At 64.0% G+C, this 14,126-nt stretch carries 12 protein-coding genes; 4 read left to right on the forward strand and 8 right to left on the reverse strand.

Annotated features, from left to right (window positions below; genetic code table 11):
- Positions 1 to 23 precede the first annotated feature (23 nt).
- The 5 genes from CTR2_RS01110 to CTR2_RS01130 all read right to left on the reverse strand — a co-directional run bounded on the left by CTR2_RS01110 (position 24) and on the right by CTR2_RS01130 (position 4,817).
- Complete coding sequence (locus CTR2_RS01110) at positions 24 to 731, reverse strand: ABC transporter ATP-binding protein (protein WP_087085417.1); 708 nt, start codon at positions 729 to 731, stop codon at positions 24 to 26.
- Complete coding sequence (locus tag CTR2_RS01115; protein WP_087085768.1) at positions 718 to 1,482, reverse strand: ABC transporter ATP-binding protein; 765 nt, start codon at positions 1,480 to 1,482, stop codon at positions 718 to 720. Before CTR2_RS01115 ends, CTR2_RS01110 begins: the two co-directional genes overlap by 14 nt.
- The gene (locus CTR2_RS01120; RefSeq protein ID WP_087085416.1) at positions 1,469 to 2,443 is read right to left on the reverse strand and encodes a branched-chain amino acid ABC transporter permease; all 975 of its coding nucleotides are present in this window, start codon (positions 2,441 to 2,443) and stop codon (positions 1,469 to 1,471) included. The genes CTR2_RS01115 and CTR2_RS01120 overlap by 14 nt, the downstream gene beginning before the upstream one ends.
- The gene (locus CTR2_RS01125; protein WP_087085767.1) at positions 2,444 to 3,307 is read right to left on the reverse strand and encodes a branched-chain amino acid ABC transporter permease; all 864 of its coding nucleotides are present in this window, start codon (positions 3,305 to 3,307) and stop codon (positions 2,444 to 2,446) included.
- A gap of 529 nt (positions 3,308 to 3,836) precedes the next feature.
- Positions 3,837 to 4,817 (reverse strand): YihY/virulence factor BrkB family protein, encoded by a 981-nt coding sequence (locus tag CTR2_RS01130; RefSeq protein ID WP_087085415.1) that lies wholly within the window; start codon positions 4,815 to 4,817, stop codon positions 3,837 to 3,839.
- A gap of 362 nt (positions 4,818 to 5,179) precedes the next feature.
- Between CTR2_RS01130 and CTR2_RS01135 the strand changes: the two genes are divergently transcribed.
- On the forward strand, positions 5,180 to 6,718 hold the full coding sequence (locus tag CTR2_RS01135; RefSeq protein ID WP_087085414.1) for an acetyl-CoA hydrolase/transferase family protein: 1,539 nt from the start codon (positions 5,180 to 5,182) through the stop codon (positions 6,716 to 6,718).
- Between the two features lie 125 nt (positions 6,719 to 6,843).
- Here CTR2_RS01135 and garD read toward each other — a convergent pair whose 3' ends face one another.
- The 3 genes from garD to CTR2_RS01150 all read right to left on the reverse strand — a co-directional run bounded on the left by garD (position 6,844) and on the right by CTR2_RS01150 (position 10,942).
- Positions 6,844 to 8,409 carry a galactarate dehydratase gene (gene garD / locus CTR2_RS01140; RefSeq protein WP_087085413.1) on the reverse strand — a complete coding sequence of 522 codons (1,566 nt, stop codon included), beginning with the start codon at positions 8,407 to 8,409 and terminating at the stop codon, positions 6,844 to 6,846.
- A gap of 188 nt (positions 8,410 to 8,597) precedes the next feature.
- A complete protein-coding gene (locus CTR2_RS01145; RefSeq protein WP_087085412.1) occupies positions 8,598 to 9,596 on the reverse strand; it encodes a Bug family tripartite tricarboxylate transporter substrate binding protein in 999 nt (332 codons plus the stop codon).
- Between the two features lie 50 nt (positions 9,597 to 9,646).
- Positions 9,647 to 10,942 carry a glucarate dehydratase family protein gene (locus CTR2_RS01150; RefSeq protein WP_087085411.1) on the reverse strand — a complete coding sequence of 432 codons (1,296 nt, stop codon included), beginning with the start codon at positions 10,940 to 10,942 and terminating at the stop codon, positions 9,647 to 9,649.
- Positions 10,943 to 11,085: 143 nt separating this feature from the next.
- On the opposite strand from CTR2_RS01150, the gene CTR2_RS01155 reads away from it, so the two are divergent.
- From CTR2_RS01155 to kdgD, 3 genes are all read left to right on the forward strand, one after another.
- Positions 11,086 to 11,841 carry a FadR/GntR family transcriptional regulator gene (locus CTR2_RS01155; RefSeq protein ID WP_081034063.1) on the forward strand — a complete coding sequence of 252 codons (756 nt, stop codon included), beginning with the start codon at positions 11,086 to 11,088 and terminating at the stop codon, positions 11,839 to 11,841.
- Between the two features lie 306 nt (positions 11,842 to 12,147).
- Positions 12,148 to 13,125, forward strand: coding sequence for a Bug family tripartite tricarboxylate transporter substrate binding protein (locus CTR2_RS01160; protein WP_087085410.1), 978 nt, complete (start codon positions 12,148 to 12,150; stop codon positions 13,123 to 13,125).
- 41 nt (positions 13,126 to 13,166) lie between these two features.
- Positions 13,167 to 14,078 carry a 5-dehydro-4-deoxyglucarate dehydratase gene (gene kdgD, locus CTR2_RS01165; protein ID WP_087085409.1) on the forward strand — a complete coding sequence of 304 codons (912 nt, stop codon included), beginning with the start codon at positions 13,167 to 13,169 and terminating at the stop codon, positions 14,076 to 14,078.
- Positions 14,079 to 14,126: the final 48 nt, after the last annotated feature.

The following is a 14,126-nucleotide window of genomic DNA, read 5'->3' on the forward strand; positions in this document are numbered from 1 at the left end:
TTGGGTAGAGGCAAGAAGCGGCGTCATGCGCCGATGTACGCCTTGCGGATGGAGTCATCGGCCAGCAATTCGGCCGGCCTGCCTTCGCGCACGATGCGGCCGCTTTCCATCACATAGGCGCGGTGCGCGATCTTCAGCGCCGCATAGGCGTTCTGCTCGGCCAGCAACACGGTGGTGCCGGCCGCGTTGATCCGCTGTATGGCCTCGAACATCTGCTTGATGACCAGGGGCGCCAGGCCCAGCGAGGGCTCGTCCAGCAGCAGCACCTGGGGCCGGCCCATCATGGCGCGGCCGATGGCCACCATCTGCTGCTGGCCGCCCGACAGCGAGCCGGCCGGATCGTGCTGCTTCTCGCGCAGGATGGGAAACAGTTCCATCACCTCCAGCAGCGTCTTCTGGCTGGGACTGGGGTCGCGGCGGTGCACGTAGGCGCCCAGCTGCAGGTTGCGCAGCACCGACATCTGGGGAAACAGCTTGCGGCCCTCGGGGCACTGCACCACGCCGGACTGCACGATGGCCGATGGCTTGCTGCCGGCCAGTTCCTTGCCATTCCAGACGATGGAGCCGCCTGCGGCCCTGTGGATGCCGCTGGCCGTGAGGAACAGCGAACTCTTGCCCGCGCCGTTGGCGCCCAGCAGCACCACCAGCTCGCCGCGGTCGGCATGCAGGCTGACCCCGTCCAGCGCCAGGAAGCTGCCGTAGCGCAGCGACACGTTCTCAAACTTCAGCATGCTCGCTCCCCAGGTAGGCATCGATGACGGCGGGGTTGCGGCGTATCTCCTCGGGCGTGCCCTCGGCGATCTTCTCGCCGTAGCTGAGCACCAGGATCTTGTCGGCCAGGCTCATGATCATGCCCATCTTGTGCTCGATCAGCGCCACGGTGATGCCATGGCGCACCAGCTTGCGGATCAGCTCGGCCAGGCCCTCGGTCTCCTCGGGGTTGACGCCGCCGGCAGGCTCGTCGAGCAGCATCAGCTTCGGGTCGGTGGCCAGGGCCAGCGCGAAGGCCACGCGCTTGCGCTCCTCCTGCGTGATGTCGCCCGCGATGCTGCCGGCCACATGCGACAGGCCCACGAAGTCCAGCGCGTCGCGCGCCTTTTCGCGGCACACGCGCTCTTCCTCGCGCAGGCGGCTGGAGCCGCGCAGCACGTCCCACAGGCCTGAGCGCGTGCGCAGCCGGTGGCCCACGATGAGGTTGTCCAGCACCGTGGCGCGGTCGAACAGCGCTGTGGTCTGGAAGGTGCGCGCCACGCCCAGTTTCGCCACCTGGTCGGTGCGCAGCGAGGTCACGTCCTGGCCGTTGAAGGTGATGGTGCCGGACGTGGGCCTGTGCACGCAGCTGATCAGGTTGAAGAACGTGGTCTTGCCTGCGCCGTTGGGGCCGATGATGGCGTTGATACGACCCTCCTCGATCACGGTGCTGACATCATTCACTGCGGCCAGTCCACCGAATGTTTTGGTCAGATGGTCAATCTTGAGCATGCGGCTTGCCCTCCTTGGCTTTGCGTCGCGCGCGCCATGCGGTGAAGCTGCCCACCACGCCGTAGGGCATGAAGATCACCAGCATCACGAGAATCGGACCGAAGACGATGAAGCGGTATTCCTGCAGGAACTGCAGGTACTGCGTGATCCAGGGCATGCCGATGGCGCCCAGCAGCGGCCCCAGCACCGTGCCCATGCCGCCCACCATGGCGAAGATCATCATGTCGAAGGTGTGGTGCACGCCGGCCATGTCGGGGCCGATGAAGCGCACGAAGCCTGCGTACAGGCCGCCGGCCACGCCCGCGTAGACCACGCTGAGCATGAAGGCCAGCACCTTGTTGCGCATGAGGTTGATGCCCAGCGCCTCGGCCAGCTCGTCGCTGTTGCGGATGGCGACGAAGGTGCGGCCCAGCAGCGACTTGACGATGCGCCGCATCACCCAGACCGAGGCCACCAGAAAGGCCAGCACCAGGTAGTACAGCGCCAGCGGCGACTCGAAGCTCAGTGCGCCGACGGACTCGGGCGCGGGGATGCCCATGATGCCCACCGTGCCGTGGGTCAGGCCCTCCCACTTTTCGATCACCAGGAACATGATGTAGCCCACGCACAGCGTGAAGATCGAGAAGTAGTGCCCCTTCAGGCGCAGCGAGACGATGCCGATCAGGTAGCCCAGCACCGCGCACACCACGCCCGACATCACCAGCCCGCCCCAGAACGGCCAGCCATGGTCCACCGTGAGGATGCCCACGGTATAGGCACCCGCGGCCATGAAGCCTGCGTGCGCGAGGTTGAGCTGGCCCGTGTAGCCCGTGATCAGGTTCAAGCCCAGCGTGGCAATGGCGAAGATATAGGCCGTGCTCATCACCGTGAGGTGGTAGTCGTTGCCCGCCAGCCAGGGAAAGGCGATGCCGGCGGCCAGCAGCAGGCCCCAGGCAACGCGGGAGTCGATGAATCCGTTCATTCAATGACTCCTCTTGGCGAACAGGCCCTGCGGGCGCAGCGACAGGATCACCACCAGCAGCACGAAGGCGATGATGTCCTTGTAGTCGGTGGAGATGTAGTAGGCGCCGAAGCTCTCGGCAAAGCCGATGATCAGCCCGCCCAGCACGGCGCCCGGGATGCTGCCCATGCCGCCCAGGATGATGATCACGAAGGCCTTGGTGATGACCAGGTGGCCCATGGCCGGATAGACCAGGTTGATGGGCGCATACAGCGTGGCCGCCACGGCCGCGAGCACGCCCGAGATGGCAAAGGTCAGCATGGATACGCGGTTGGCGTCGATGCCCACCATGGATGCGCCCTCGCGGTTCTGCGCCATGGCGATGATGGTCGCGCCCGTGATGGTGCGCGTCAGGAACAGGTGCAGGGCCACCATCAGCGCAAAGGCCGCGCCGATGATCAGCAGGCGCTGCGCGGGCGCCGTGATGCCGCCCATCTCCACGATGGAGGTGTAGGGCGTGGGCATGCGCTGGAAGTCCGCGCCCCACAGCGCCTGGGCACCCGCTTCCAGGAACAGCAGCAGCCCGATGGAGGCGATCTTGGGATGCAGGGGCGAGGCCTTGCGCAGCGGGTGGAAGATCAGCCGCTCACTGGCGATGCCCAGCACGGCCACGGCAACGGCCGCCACCAGCATGGCGGCCCAGTAGCCCCAGCTCCAGGCCACCATGGCCTGGAAGGCCACGAAGGCGCCGATCATGTAGAAGCCGCCGTGCGCGAAATTGGGCACGTGCAGGATGCCGTAGACCAGGGTCAGGCCCAGGGCCACCAGGCCATAGATGCCGCCCAGCGTCAGTCCATTGAGCACTTGCTGCAGGAAGACGTCCATCACTGCCTCCTGCCTGCCGCTGCCGGCGGCCGCCACCGGGCCGGGGTCTGTTCACGCATTGCCTTGCCTCCTTGTTTGCTGTGAGCCAGCTTAGGAGGCGGGCCGGCGCGTGATCAACCGGAAGATTCCGCACAGCGGAATTCCCATGGCAAACCCCAAGATCTGAGGTGGCCTGGCTGTAACCTGGATGACAGGGCCCTGGATGGGCAGCGCCGACCGGCCGGTGCCCACGCGTAGGCATGAAACAGTGTGTTGGCGGGTTGCGCAGGGAGTGGGGCGGGCGATCCGTATGCATGGCGCGCGCCTTCGCTCGCATTGCCGCGCAGTCGGCGCATGCGTAGCAGGCTGGATATGCGGTTGCCGCCTGGTTCTCAGTCCTGGCTGCTCTCCGGCCCGAGCCCAGGTGCGCCTTCGTGGAAAAGTAATTCCGGCTTGTCCCTGACAAAAGGCCTGCATCCGCAGGCCTTTTGCATTTCCGCTGAGGAAAAGATGGCGGAGAGTCTATGTATGGCAGCCTGTTGTGCTTGATCTAGATGTTCTCCCCTGCGTTCTCGGGCAGGCTCTGCACATCCATGGGTATGGCGCTGGACGGCTTGCGCGAGACAAACGGGATGCCCAGTTGGACCTTGGATTTGCTGCAGGCCTTGGCTGTGGCGGCCGAGAACAGCAGGATGGCCGAGGTGAAATAAAACCACATCAGCACGACCACCAGCGAGCCGGCTGCGCCATAGGCCGATACCACGGCGGCGGTGGACAGATACCAGGCCAGGGCCTGTTTGCCGATGGTGAACAGGGCTGCTCCCGTCAGTGAGCCCAGCAGCAGGTATCTGGTGACGGGTTTGATGCCGGTGCCCATGCGCATCAGACCCCAGAACAGCAGCACCGCAATGCCAAAGGACAGGCCCTCGTTGATCAGCCCCATCAGCGGGCCCAGCGGCACAAGCTGCAGCTCGTCATTGGCCCATTTGGTGATCATCTGGATGGCGGTCGAAAGCACCATGGACACCAGCAGCAAAAAACCCAGGCCCACGACATAGCTCAACCCCCACAGACGTGAGATGGCCATGCTCCACCAGGGCTTGTTTTCCTGCGGGCGAGACTCTTCGCCCATGGACCAGAGCTTGTCCAGCGAAGCCTGCAGCTCCACAAATACACCGGTGGCGCCCGAGAGCATCATCGCCAGACCGAGTACGGACGCGAGCGAGCCCTGATTGGCATTCTGGGCGCTGGCCAGTGCGCTCTTGACGACCTGTGCCGCGCGCTCCCCGACCACGCTCTGTATCTGGCTGATCAAGGTGCTTTCCACATAGCTGCGATCCAGCCACCAGCCCAGCAGACCCACGACGGCCAGCAACAGCGGCGCCAGGCTCAGCATGCCGTAGAACGACATGGCGGCACTCATGCGCAGACCGTCGGCCTGCAGCCAGAGTTGTACGGAGTCGATCAGCGGTTGCAGGGGGTGGGCGAGGCGTCGCAGCTTGTGCTGCCAGCCGTAGGTATCAAAAGCCATGTGTCGAATTCTGGTTGCTGAACCATGGTGGTTTTGTCAGCCTATGTCTGCTGGCTGTGAGTGCAGGCAAATATTTTGTAATTTCCGCCAGCATTCTGGCAACTCTGCCATGGTGGTCGATTTCAGCGGTTTCAAGTTTTCATCCTTTATCCGTTGAGCGATGAATGCTCACTTTTTTGAGTTATGAATTCAATTTCATCGGCTTCTTTCAAGAAAGCGCATCGGGGTTTTCTCTAGTCAACTACGCTTGGCGACTCTCTGTGTGTCGTAGTTCAATCCGGGTTTGCACCAGTCAAAGTGCAACTCTTTAACTACAAAAAGCCATCCCGCTTCACGAAAGCTGGCGAGACGAGACACATTTCATGAAGACTTCCTTCACCACCGCTTCTCCTGCAGATCGTGTGCTTTGCCCTGTCTTGCGCGAACGCATCATGACGGCGGACCAGGCCGCCGGCCTGATTCAATCCGGCATGACACTGGGTATGAGCGGCTTCACTCCCGCAGGCGCACCCAAGGCCGTGCCTCAGGCATTGGCACGCAGGATCGAAGCGCAGAACGCCAATGGCGGCAACTTCCGCATCAGTCTGTGGACGGGAGCTTCGACCTCACCCGAACTCGATGGCGCACTGGCCAAGGTGCATGGCATCGAACGCCGTCTGCCCTATCAGTCGGACCCCACGGTGCGCAAAGAGATCAACGAGGGCCGCATGCAGTATGTGGACATCCACCTCTCACATGTGGCGCAGCATGTGTGGTTCGGCTTCCTCGGTCATCTTGACGTGGCGGTGATCGAGGTTGCGGGAATCTTGCCAGACGGTCGCCTGATTCCATCGACCTCGGTGGGCAACAACAAGACCTGGCTGGAGCAGGCCGACAAGATCATTCTCGAAGTCAACAGCGCCCAGCCTGCCGAGCTCGAGGGCATGCATGACATCTACTACGGCGCGGCCGTGCCGCCCAGACGCAAGCCCATCCCCATGGCGCATCCGTTCGACCGCATTGGCGAGCCCTATCTGCATTGCGATCTGAGCAAGGTGATTGCCGTGGTACCAACGGCCCAGCGCGACAGGCTGGCGGCGTTCACGGCACCCGATGAAGGCTCCATGCGCATTGCCGAGAACATCATCGACTTTTTGCAGCACGAGGTGAAAGTGGGCCGCCTGCCGCACGAGCTGCTGCCGCTGCAGTCGGGCGTTGGCAATATCGCCAACGCCGTGCTGGCGGGGCTGAACAATGGCCCGTTCGACCACCTGAACGCCTATACCGAGGTTCTGCAGGACGGCATGCTCGACATGCTGGAGTCGGGCAAGCTCGACACTGCATCGACCACTTCGCTGGCGTTGAGTCCGGCGGCCATGGAGCGCTTTCTGGCCAATATCGACTACTACCGCCAGCGCATCATGCTGCGCCCGCAGGAGATATCGAACCACCCGGAGCTGATCCGCCGCATGGGTTTGATTTCGATGAACGCGCTGATCGAGGCCGATATGTACGGCAACGTCAACAGCACGCATGTCATGGGCTCGTCCATCATGAACGGCATTGGCGGCAGCGGCGACTTTGCGCGCAACGCCTATCTGTCCATCTTCATGACGCCATCCACGGCCAAGGACGGCAAGATCAGCTGCATCGTGCCCATGGTCTCCCATGTCGATCACACCGAGCACGACGTGCAGGTCATCGTGACCGAGCAGGGCCTGGCCGATCTGCGCGGCCTGGCTCCGGTGCAGCGCGCACGTCTGATCATCGAAAAATGCGTGCACCCCGACTACAAGGTGGCGATGAGCGAGTATCTGGAGCGCGCGCTGCGCGACGCACCGGGCAAGCACACGCCACATTTGCTCGACCAGGCTTATGACTGGCATCAGCGCTATCTGAAGACGGGCTCCATGCAGGCCTGAGGGAGCATGCGCAAACCAGAAACGCTGCCATATGGCAGCGTTTCTGGTGATTCTGTCTGCAACCCGGATGGCGGCTTCGCAAAGTGCTCTGGATTTTGCAATCTGTTCCGGCGCGCGGTACGGATTCAGGTCACCGGGGCCGGGTTGAACAGCACCAGCGCGTTGTGCAACTGCCAATGCTCGGCCCAGGTCTTTTTGCGGCCGCTGGCGACATCGAGCATCAGCCTGAACATTTCCCAGCCTATGTCTTCGATCGTGGCCTCGCCGTCGGCAATGCGTCCGGCGTTGATATCCATCAGATCGTGCCAGCGTCGCGCCAGGTCGCTGCGCGTGGCCACCTTGATCACCGGCACCTGTGCCAGACCGTAAGGCGTGCCCCGGCCCGTGGTGAACACATGCAGGTTCATTCCCGCCGCCAATTGCAGCGTGCCGCAGATGAAGTCGCTGGCCGGCGTGGCCGCATAGACCAGTCCGCTGCTGATGCCGCGGTCGGCCAGCCGCTGGCCCGGCGACAGCACGCCCGTGATGGGGGCCGTGCCGCTCTTGATGATGGAGCCCATGGCCTTCTCGACGATGTTGGACAGGCCGCCCTTCTTGTTGCCGGGCGTGGTGTTGGCGCTGCGGTCCACGCGGCCCTTGTCCAGGTAGGCGTCGTACCAGGCCATCTCCTCGATCATGGCCTGGGCCACCTCGGGGCTGGATGCGCGCGAGGTGAGCTGGTCTATGCCGTCGCGCACCTCGGTCACCTCGCTGAACATCACGGTGGCGCCCGCGCCCACCAGCAGGTCGGTGCAAAAGCCCACGGCAGGGTTGGCAGTGACGCCGCTGAAGGCGTCGCTGCCCCCGCATTGCACGCCCACCACCAGGGCGCTGGCGGGCACGGTCTCGCGGCGACGGGCGTCGAGGCGGCGCAGATGCTGCTCGGCCTGGCGCATGATGGAGTCGATCATGGACATAAAGCCCACATGGGCCTCGTCCTGCAGGCAGACCACGTCCAGCGCAGGCTCTCGCTCATCGACGATGGGAAACGATCCCGGCGGCAGCAGCCGCTCGGGCTGCAGCTTCTCGCAGCCCAGGCTGACCACCATCACCTCGCCGCCGAAGTTCGGGTTGTGGCTGATATTGCGCAGCGTGCGCTGCGGGATCTCGGCTCCCACGGCATCGATGGCCACGCCGCAGCCATAGCTGTGCTCCAGGCCCACCACGTCGTCAACATGGGGGTATCGGGGCAGCAGCTCGGACTTGATGCGGCGCACGGCAAAGTCGAGCACCCCAGCCACGCACTGCACCGTGGTGGTGATGGCCAGGATGTTGCGCGTGCCCACGCTGCCGTCGGCATTGCGGTAGCCCTCGAAGGTATAGCCTGCCAGCGGCTCCAGCACGGGCGGCTTGACGGTGGCGATGGGCAGGCCTTCCAGCGAGCGTGCCTCGGGCATCTGCAGCAAGCGCTCGTGCACCCAGCTGCCGGCGGCAATGGGCTTGAGCGCATAGCCGATGATCACGTTGTAGCGGCGTACCTCACCGCCTTCGGGAATGTCCATCAGCGCCACCTTGTGCGCCTGCGGAACCTTGTCAAGCAGCGTGAGGCCGGACGGCAGCACGGTGCCCGCAGGCAGGCCGCCGTCGTTGGCAACAATGGCCACGTTGTCGGCCGGATGCATGGTGATTGAAAGTGGAGCGGGGGTACTCATGGCAATGTCTCAATTTTCTAGGGGCCTGTCGCCATCGGAGTGCAGCCCTCGCAACCGTCACGTCCCAACTCAGGAACGCCGAGCAAAAGCCGCCTCGCGGCGGGGGCGCCCAGCCGAAGGCGTCGTCCCCCTCCGCGAAGCGAGAAGGGGCGCCGTGCAACGGGGAAGGCGCAAAGCGCCTCAGGGGGTCATTCCGCTTTAATTCCAGCAGACTTGATCACCTTGGCCCACTTGCTCACTTCGGCCTTCTGGTAGTCGGCCAGCTCAACGGTCGTCATGTTGGATGGCAGCATGCCGAAGTTCTTGAGGCGGGCCTGGACTTCGGGCGTGGCCACGATCTTCAGGATTTCGGCATGCAGGCGGTCCACGATGGGCTTGGGCGTGCCCGCAGGGGCGAAGACGGCCTGCCAGGAGCCCATGTCGAAACCCTTCTCGCCGGCTTCGGCAATCGTGGGTACATCGGGCAGCGATTCCAGGCGCTTGGAGCTGCTCACGGCGATGGGGCGCAGCTTGCCGGACTGGATGTGCGGGCCGACGACCAGGGCGGTGTCGAACATCATGTCCACCTGTCCGCCCATGACATCCTGCACGGCGGGACCGCTGCCCTTGTAGGGAACATGGGTGAACTTCACGCCGGTCTGGTAGGCCAGCAGTTCCAGCGCCATGTGGTTGGAGGTGCCGTTGCCCGGAGAGGCCGAGGTCAGGCCGCCCGACGAGGCCTTGGCCTTGCTGCCGGCCAGCACGTCAGCCAGTGTCTTGTAGGGGCTGGAGGCAGGCACTACCAGCACCAGAGGGCCGGAGCCGAGCATGGCGACGGGCGTGAAGGATTTGACGGGGTCGTAGTCCAGCTTGGAGTACAGGCTGACATTGATGGCGTGCGAGCTGATGGTGCCGCCCAGAATGGTGTAACCGTCAGCCGGGGCGCGTGCCGCCAGGGCCGAACCCACGCTGCCGCCGGCGCCGCCCTTGTTCTCGATCACCACGGGCGTGCCCAGAGCCTTGCTCAGCGGCTGCGCAATCACGCGCGCCAGGGTGTCGGTATTGCCGCCGGGGGGGAAGGGCACCAGATAGGTGATGGGCTTGCCCGTGGGCCAGTTGCCCTGCGCGGCGGCGGGCATGGCGACCAGGGCCGTGCCCAGCAGCAGGGCGCTGGCGAGGGAATGTTGGATGAGTGTGCGGCGTTGCATGGTGCTTGTCTCCGGGAAGGGTTTGTCGTTGGAATGGTGTGGAAGCAGGTTCAGAAGCGCGGCTGGTGGCCGGTGAACGCGGGGTCGTACTTGCGCATCTGCCCCAGGTCGTCGCGGTTGCGGATGCCGCAATGCAGATAGTTGTCGTGCAGGCGGGCCAGGGCCTCGCGGTCCAGGGTCACGCCAAGGCCCGGCGTGGTGGGCACGCGCAGGCTGCCCTGCTCGAACTGCAGGCGACCGCCTTCGACGACTTCCTCGTCCTGCCATGGATAGTGGGTGTCGCAGGCATAGGTCAGCAGGGGCACGCTGGCGCACAGATGTGTCATGGCCACCAGGCTCACGCCCAGGTGGGAGTTGCTGTGCATGGACAGGCCCAGGTCGAAGGTGCGGCACAGCGTGGACAGGCGCTGTGTGGCGCGCAGGCCGCCCCAGTAATGGTGGTCGCTGAGCACGATCTTCACGGGGCAGCCCATGTCGGCATTGCGGCGGAACTCGGCAAAGTCCGTCACCACCATATTCGTGGCCAGGGGCACGTCGCACTCGCGTGCCACGGCGGCCATGCCGTCCAGGCCCGGGGCTGGGTCCTCGTAATACTCAAGCACGCCGCGCAACTGCTGCACGATCTTCAGGCTGGTCTCCACGCTCCAGTTGCCATTCGGGTCAATGCGCAGTGGTGTGCCCGGGAAGGCCTCGGCCAGCGCCAGTATGCCGGCGGCCTCCTGCTCGGGCGCCAGCGTGCCGGCCTTGAGCTTGATGCTCTGGAAGCCGTACTGGTCGATCATGCGCCGGGCCTGGGCCACGAGCTGGGCCGGCGCCAGGGCTTCGCCCCAGGCGTCGGGTGCATAGGGCTGGCCCACATGCTCGGCGTATTTGTAGAACAGATAGGCCGAGTAGGGCACGCGGTCGCGTGCGGGTCCGCCCAGCAGGTCGACGATGGGGGCCTGGGTCATCTGGCCCTGCAAGTCCAGCATGGCGACCTCGAAGGCGCTGACCACCTTGGCCACGGTCTTGGAGACATGGGTGCCAGGAGCCAGCGAGACCTGCTGACCCAGAAATTCCGAGGCCGTGAGCCTGGGCGGAGTGACCAGGGCGGCGACACGGGCCTCCATTTCATTGAGCGCCCAGGGCGAGAGCCCGACCAGGGCCGGTGCGGCCTTGGCCAGCGCATCCAGCATGGGCTGGTCGCCATAGCTCTCGTTGATGCCGACCAGGCCGGAAGCGGTCTCGATCTCGATGATGGATCGCAGCGCCCAGGGTTCATGAATGCCGGCGGCGTTGAGCAGCGGCGGATCACGGAAGGCAATCGGCGTGATGCGGATGTGGCGGATCTGGTGAGAAGTGCTCATCTTGAGATGACTGATGCGGCGCAGGAACTGCGGGCCGAAGTTGAAATAGGGAGTCTTTGTGGTATGTTGTCGTACAACTGAAAGCCATTATCATCAGGCTCATGAGTACTCAGACATCGGAATTACCCCAATCAACCCCGTCTTTGCCGCTGACGGAGGGGTACGCGCTGCGCAGCAAAACCAGCAAGGGCAGCCGCAGTCTGGCGAATCTGTTGTCCGAGGAGTTCGAGCACAAGATCCGCCAGGGCCTGCTGCATGAGGGGGACAAGCTGCCCACCGAGTCCGAACTTGTGCGCAGCTATGACGTCAGCCGCACCGTGGTGCGCGAGGCGCTGTCCAAATTGCAGGCCGCAGGGCTGGTCGAGACCCGCCATGGCATAGGCACGTTTGTGCTGCCCGCGCGTCAGAGCGCAAGCCCCATGCTCAGCGCGCGCGAGCTCAGCGAGTCTGTCGATGTGCTGGCCGTGCTGGAGCTGCGCATCAGTCTGGAGACCGAGGCGGCCGGTCTGGCTGCCCAGCGCCGCAGCGAAGCCCATCTGCAGGTCATGAGCGAGGCTCTGCAGGAGTTCGAACATCATTTCGCCCTGGGGCACGACACCGTCGAGCATGATCTGGCCTTTCACCTGAGCATCGCGCAGGCCACAGGCAACCGGTACTTTCAGGACATCCTGCAGCATTTCGGAACTCTGCTGATTCCGCGCAATCGCATCGCCTCCATGCATACGCCGGCACGCGATCCCGACTATCTGCGTCGTGTGAACCGCGAGCATGAGGAGATCTATGCCGCCATCGTGCGCCAGGATGCCGATTCGGCCCGTGCCGCCATGCGCATCCATCTGACCAACTCGCGGGAGCGTTTGCGCCTGGCACAGCGTCTGAGCCTGAGCGCAGAGTCCTGAGTCCGCGGTCCCAGGCGCCTGGGCAGGCGCTTGATGGAAAAGGCAGTCCGCAGCAAAGCGCGGCGGACTGCCCGCGACATGCTGCGGCCGCTGTGCCCCCGCTGCATCAAACATATGAAGGTGCTTTAAAAATAATAGCTTGAAACGCTCTTCAGCATTGAGTTTGAGGCGTATCTCATGGATGAAGGTGGCGCGAGCTGAGGCCTGGTAAACAGCGGTGATCCGTGCTTACCCTTAGAAAAAAGTCTTGGTGTTCAAAAAAACCTAGTTGTATGATGACTGACCACAACAAGGAGACATTTCACCATGGTCCGACGCTCGCACTTTCTGCGCTCTCTGCTGGCCCTGGCAGCCGGCGGTTTGCTGTCGTCCACATTGCTGGCTGCCGATGCCTGGCCCAGCAAGCCCATCCGCCTGGTTGTTCCCTATCCGCCCGGCGGCAGCTCCGACATCATTGCGCGCTCCATCGGGCAACTGATCTCCCAGGAGCTCAAGCAGACCGTGGTGATCGACAACAAGCCCGGCGCCAATGGCAATCTGGGCGCTGAATTCGTAGCCCGCGCACCGGCCGACGGCTATACCTGGCTGCTCTGCGATCTCGGCGCACTGGCCATCTCTCCCTCGATCTATACCAAGCTCAGCTTCGACCCTTCCAAGGCGCTGCGCGGTGCGGCCATGCTGGCTTATTCGCCCCATATGCTGGTGGTGCATCCCTCCGTCCAGGCCAGCAATCTCAAGGAGCTGGTGGAGCTGTCCAAAAAGCAGGACCTGAACTTTGCCGTCACCGCATCGGGCAGTGCCCCCCATCTGGCTGGCGTGGAACTGGCCCGCATCACCGGCGCCAAATGGGTCTATGTGCCCTACAAGGGCGGTGTGCAGTCGGTGCAGGACACGGTGGCAGGTCAGACCCAGGTGCTGATGAACGGCATGCTGGCCACCTATCCGCATGTGCAAAGCGGCAAGCTCAAGCTGCTGGGCATTTCCAAGAACACCCGCATGCCGCTGATTGCCGATGTGCCGACGCTGGCGGAGCAGGGCGCACAGGGTTTTGCTTCGGGCACCTGGCAGGGCGTGGTGCTGCCCGCCAAGACGCCTGAAGCGGTGGTGCAGCGTGTGAACCAGGTGTTGCTCGCAGCCATCCGCTCCACCGAGGTCCGTTCCCGACTGACCGGCCAGGGTGCCGAGGTCGTCACGATGACGCCCGCCGAAACCGACAAGTTCTTCAACGCCGAGCGTGCGCGCTGGCGCACTGTGGTGCAAGCCGCCCAACTGCAGTTGGACTGAGCTGCCAGATCTTTTTTGCTCTCCTCTTTTCAAGGATTACCATGACACCCCAAGACCTCAAAGACGTGATGAGTTCCGGCCTGCTGTCCTTCCCCGTGACGGACTTCGACGCCCAGGGCAACTTCAATGCCAAGGGCTATGCGGCCCGCCTCGAATGGCTGGCACCCTACGGCGCCAGCGCGCTGTTCGCGGCAGGCGGCACGGGCGAATACTTCTCGCTGTACGGCGAGGAATATGGCCAGATCATCAAGACCGCAGTGGACACCTGCCGCGGCAAGGTGCCCATCATCGCCGGCGCCGGGGGCCCCACCCGCACCGCGATTGCCCATGCTCAAGAGGCCGAACGACTGGGCGCCCACGGCATTCTGCTGATGCCTCATTACCTGACCGAAGCCGGCCAGGAAGGCCTGATCGCCCATGTGGAGCAGGTCTGCAAGAGCGTGAAGTTCGGCGTCATCGTCTACAACCGCGACCGTTCGCGTTTCACGCCCGAATCCCTGGCCATCCTGGCCGAGCGCTGCCCCAACCTGGTGGGCTTCAAGGACGGCCTGGGCAATATCGAGACCATGTCCTCCATCTTCATGAAGATGGGTGATCGCTTCGCCTATCTGGGCGGACTGCCCACGGCCGAGGTCTATGCGGCCGCCTACAAGGCTCTGGGTACGCCCGTGTATTCCTCTGCCGTCTTCAACTTCATCCCCAGGACGGCGATGCAGTTCTATGAGGCCGTGCGCACCGACGACCAGGCCACGCAGCACAAGCTGCTCAAGGAATTCTTCATGCCCTATCTGAAGATCCGCAACCGCGTCGAAGGCTATGGCGTGAGCATCATCAAGGCCGGCGCCAAGCTGGTCGGCCACGATGCCGGTCCCGTGCGTGCGCCCCTGACAGACCTCAAGCCCGCCGAGATGGAGGAGCTCAAGGTCCTGATCGACAAGCTCGGCCCGCAATAAGACCCGATGCAGGGGCCAGGCGAAGGACCGGGCCCCGCGTCTTCAGGA

Source organism: Comamonas thiooxydans, from assembly GCF_002157685.2.
Classification (GTDB): Bacteria; Pseudomonadota; Gammaproteobacteria; order Burkholderiales; family Burkholderiaceae_C; genus Comamonas; species Comamonas testosteroni_H.

What these genes read in the sequence shown, in the direction of transcription:
- garD (WP_087085413.1), bottom strand. Translation starts at nt 8,409, where the DNA reads ATGAGTACCCCCGCTCCACTTTCAATCACCATGCATCCGGCCGACAAC.
- CTR2_RS01115 (WP_087085768.1), bottom strand. Translation starts at nt 1,482, where the DNA reads ATGCTCAAGATTGACCATCTGACCAAAACATTCGGTGGACTGGCCGCA.
- CTR2_RS01125 (WP_087085767.1), bottom strand. Translation starts at nt 3,307, where the DNA reads ATGGACGTCTTCCTGCAGCAAGTGCTCAATGGACTGACGCTGGGCGGC.
- CTR2_RS01120 (WP_087085416.1), bottom strand. Translation starts at nt 2,443, where the DNA reads ATGAACGGATTCATCGACTCCCGCGTTGCCTGGGGCCTGCTGCTGGCC.
- CTR2_RS01130 (WP_087085415.1), bottom strand. Translation starts at nt 4,817, where the DNA reads ATGGCTTTTGATACCTACGGCTGGCAGCACAAGCTGCGACGCCTCGCC.
- CTR2_RS01135 (WP_087085414.1), top strand. Translation starts at nt 5,180, where the DNA reads ATGAAGACTTCCTTCACCACCGCTTCTCCTGCAGATCGTGTGCTTTGC.
- CTR2_RS01150 (WP_087085411.1), bottom strand. Translation starts at nt 10,942, where the DNA reads ATGAGCACTTCTCACCAGATCCGCCACATCCGCATCACGCCGATTGCC.
- CTR2_RS01160 (WP_087085410.1), top strand. Translation starts at nt 12,148, where the DNA reads ATGGTCCGACGCTCGCACTTTCTGCGCTCTCTGCTGGCCCTGGCAGCC.
- kdgD (WP_087085409.1), top strand. Translation starts at nt 13,167, where the DNA reads ATGACACCCCAAGACCTCAAAGACGTGATGAGTTCCGGCCTGCTGTCC.
- CTR2_RS01110 (WP_087085417.1), bottom strand. Translation starts at nt 731, where the DNA reads ATGCTGAAGTTTGAGAACGTGTCGCTGCGCTACGGCAGCTTCCTGGCG.
- CTR2_RS01145 (WP_087085412.1), bottom strand. Translation starts at nt 9,596, where the DNA reads ATGCAACGCCGCACACTCATCCAACATTCCCTCGCCAGCGCCCTGCTG.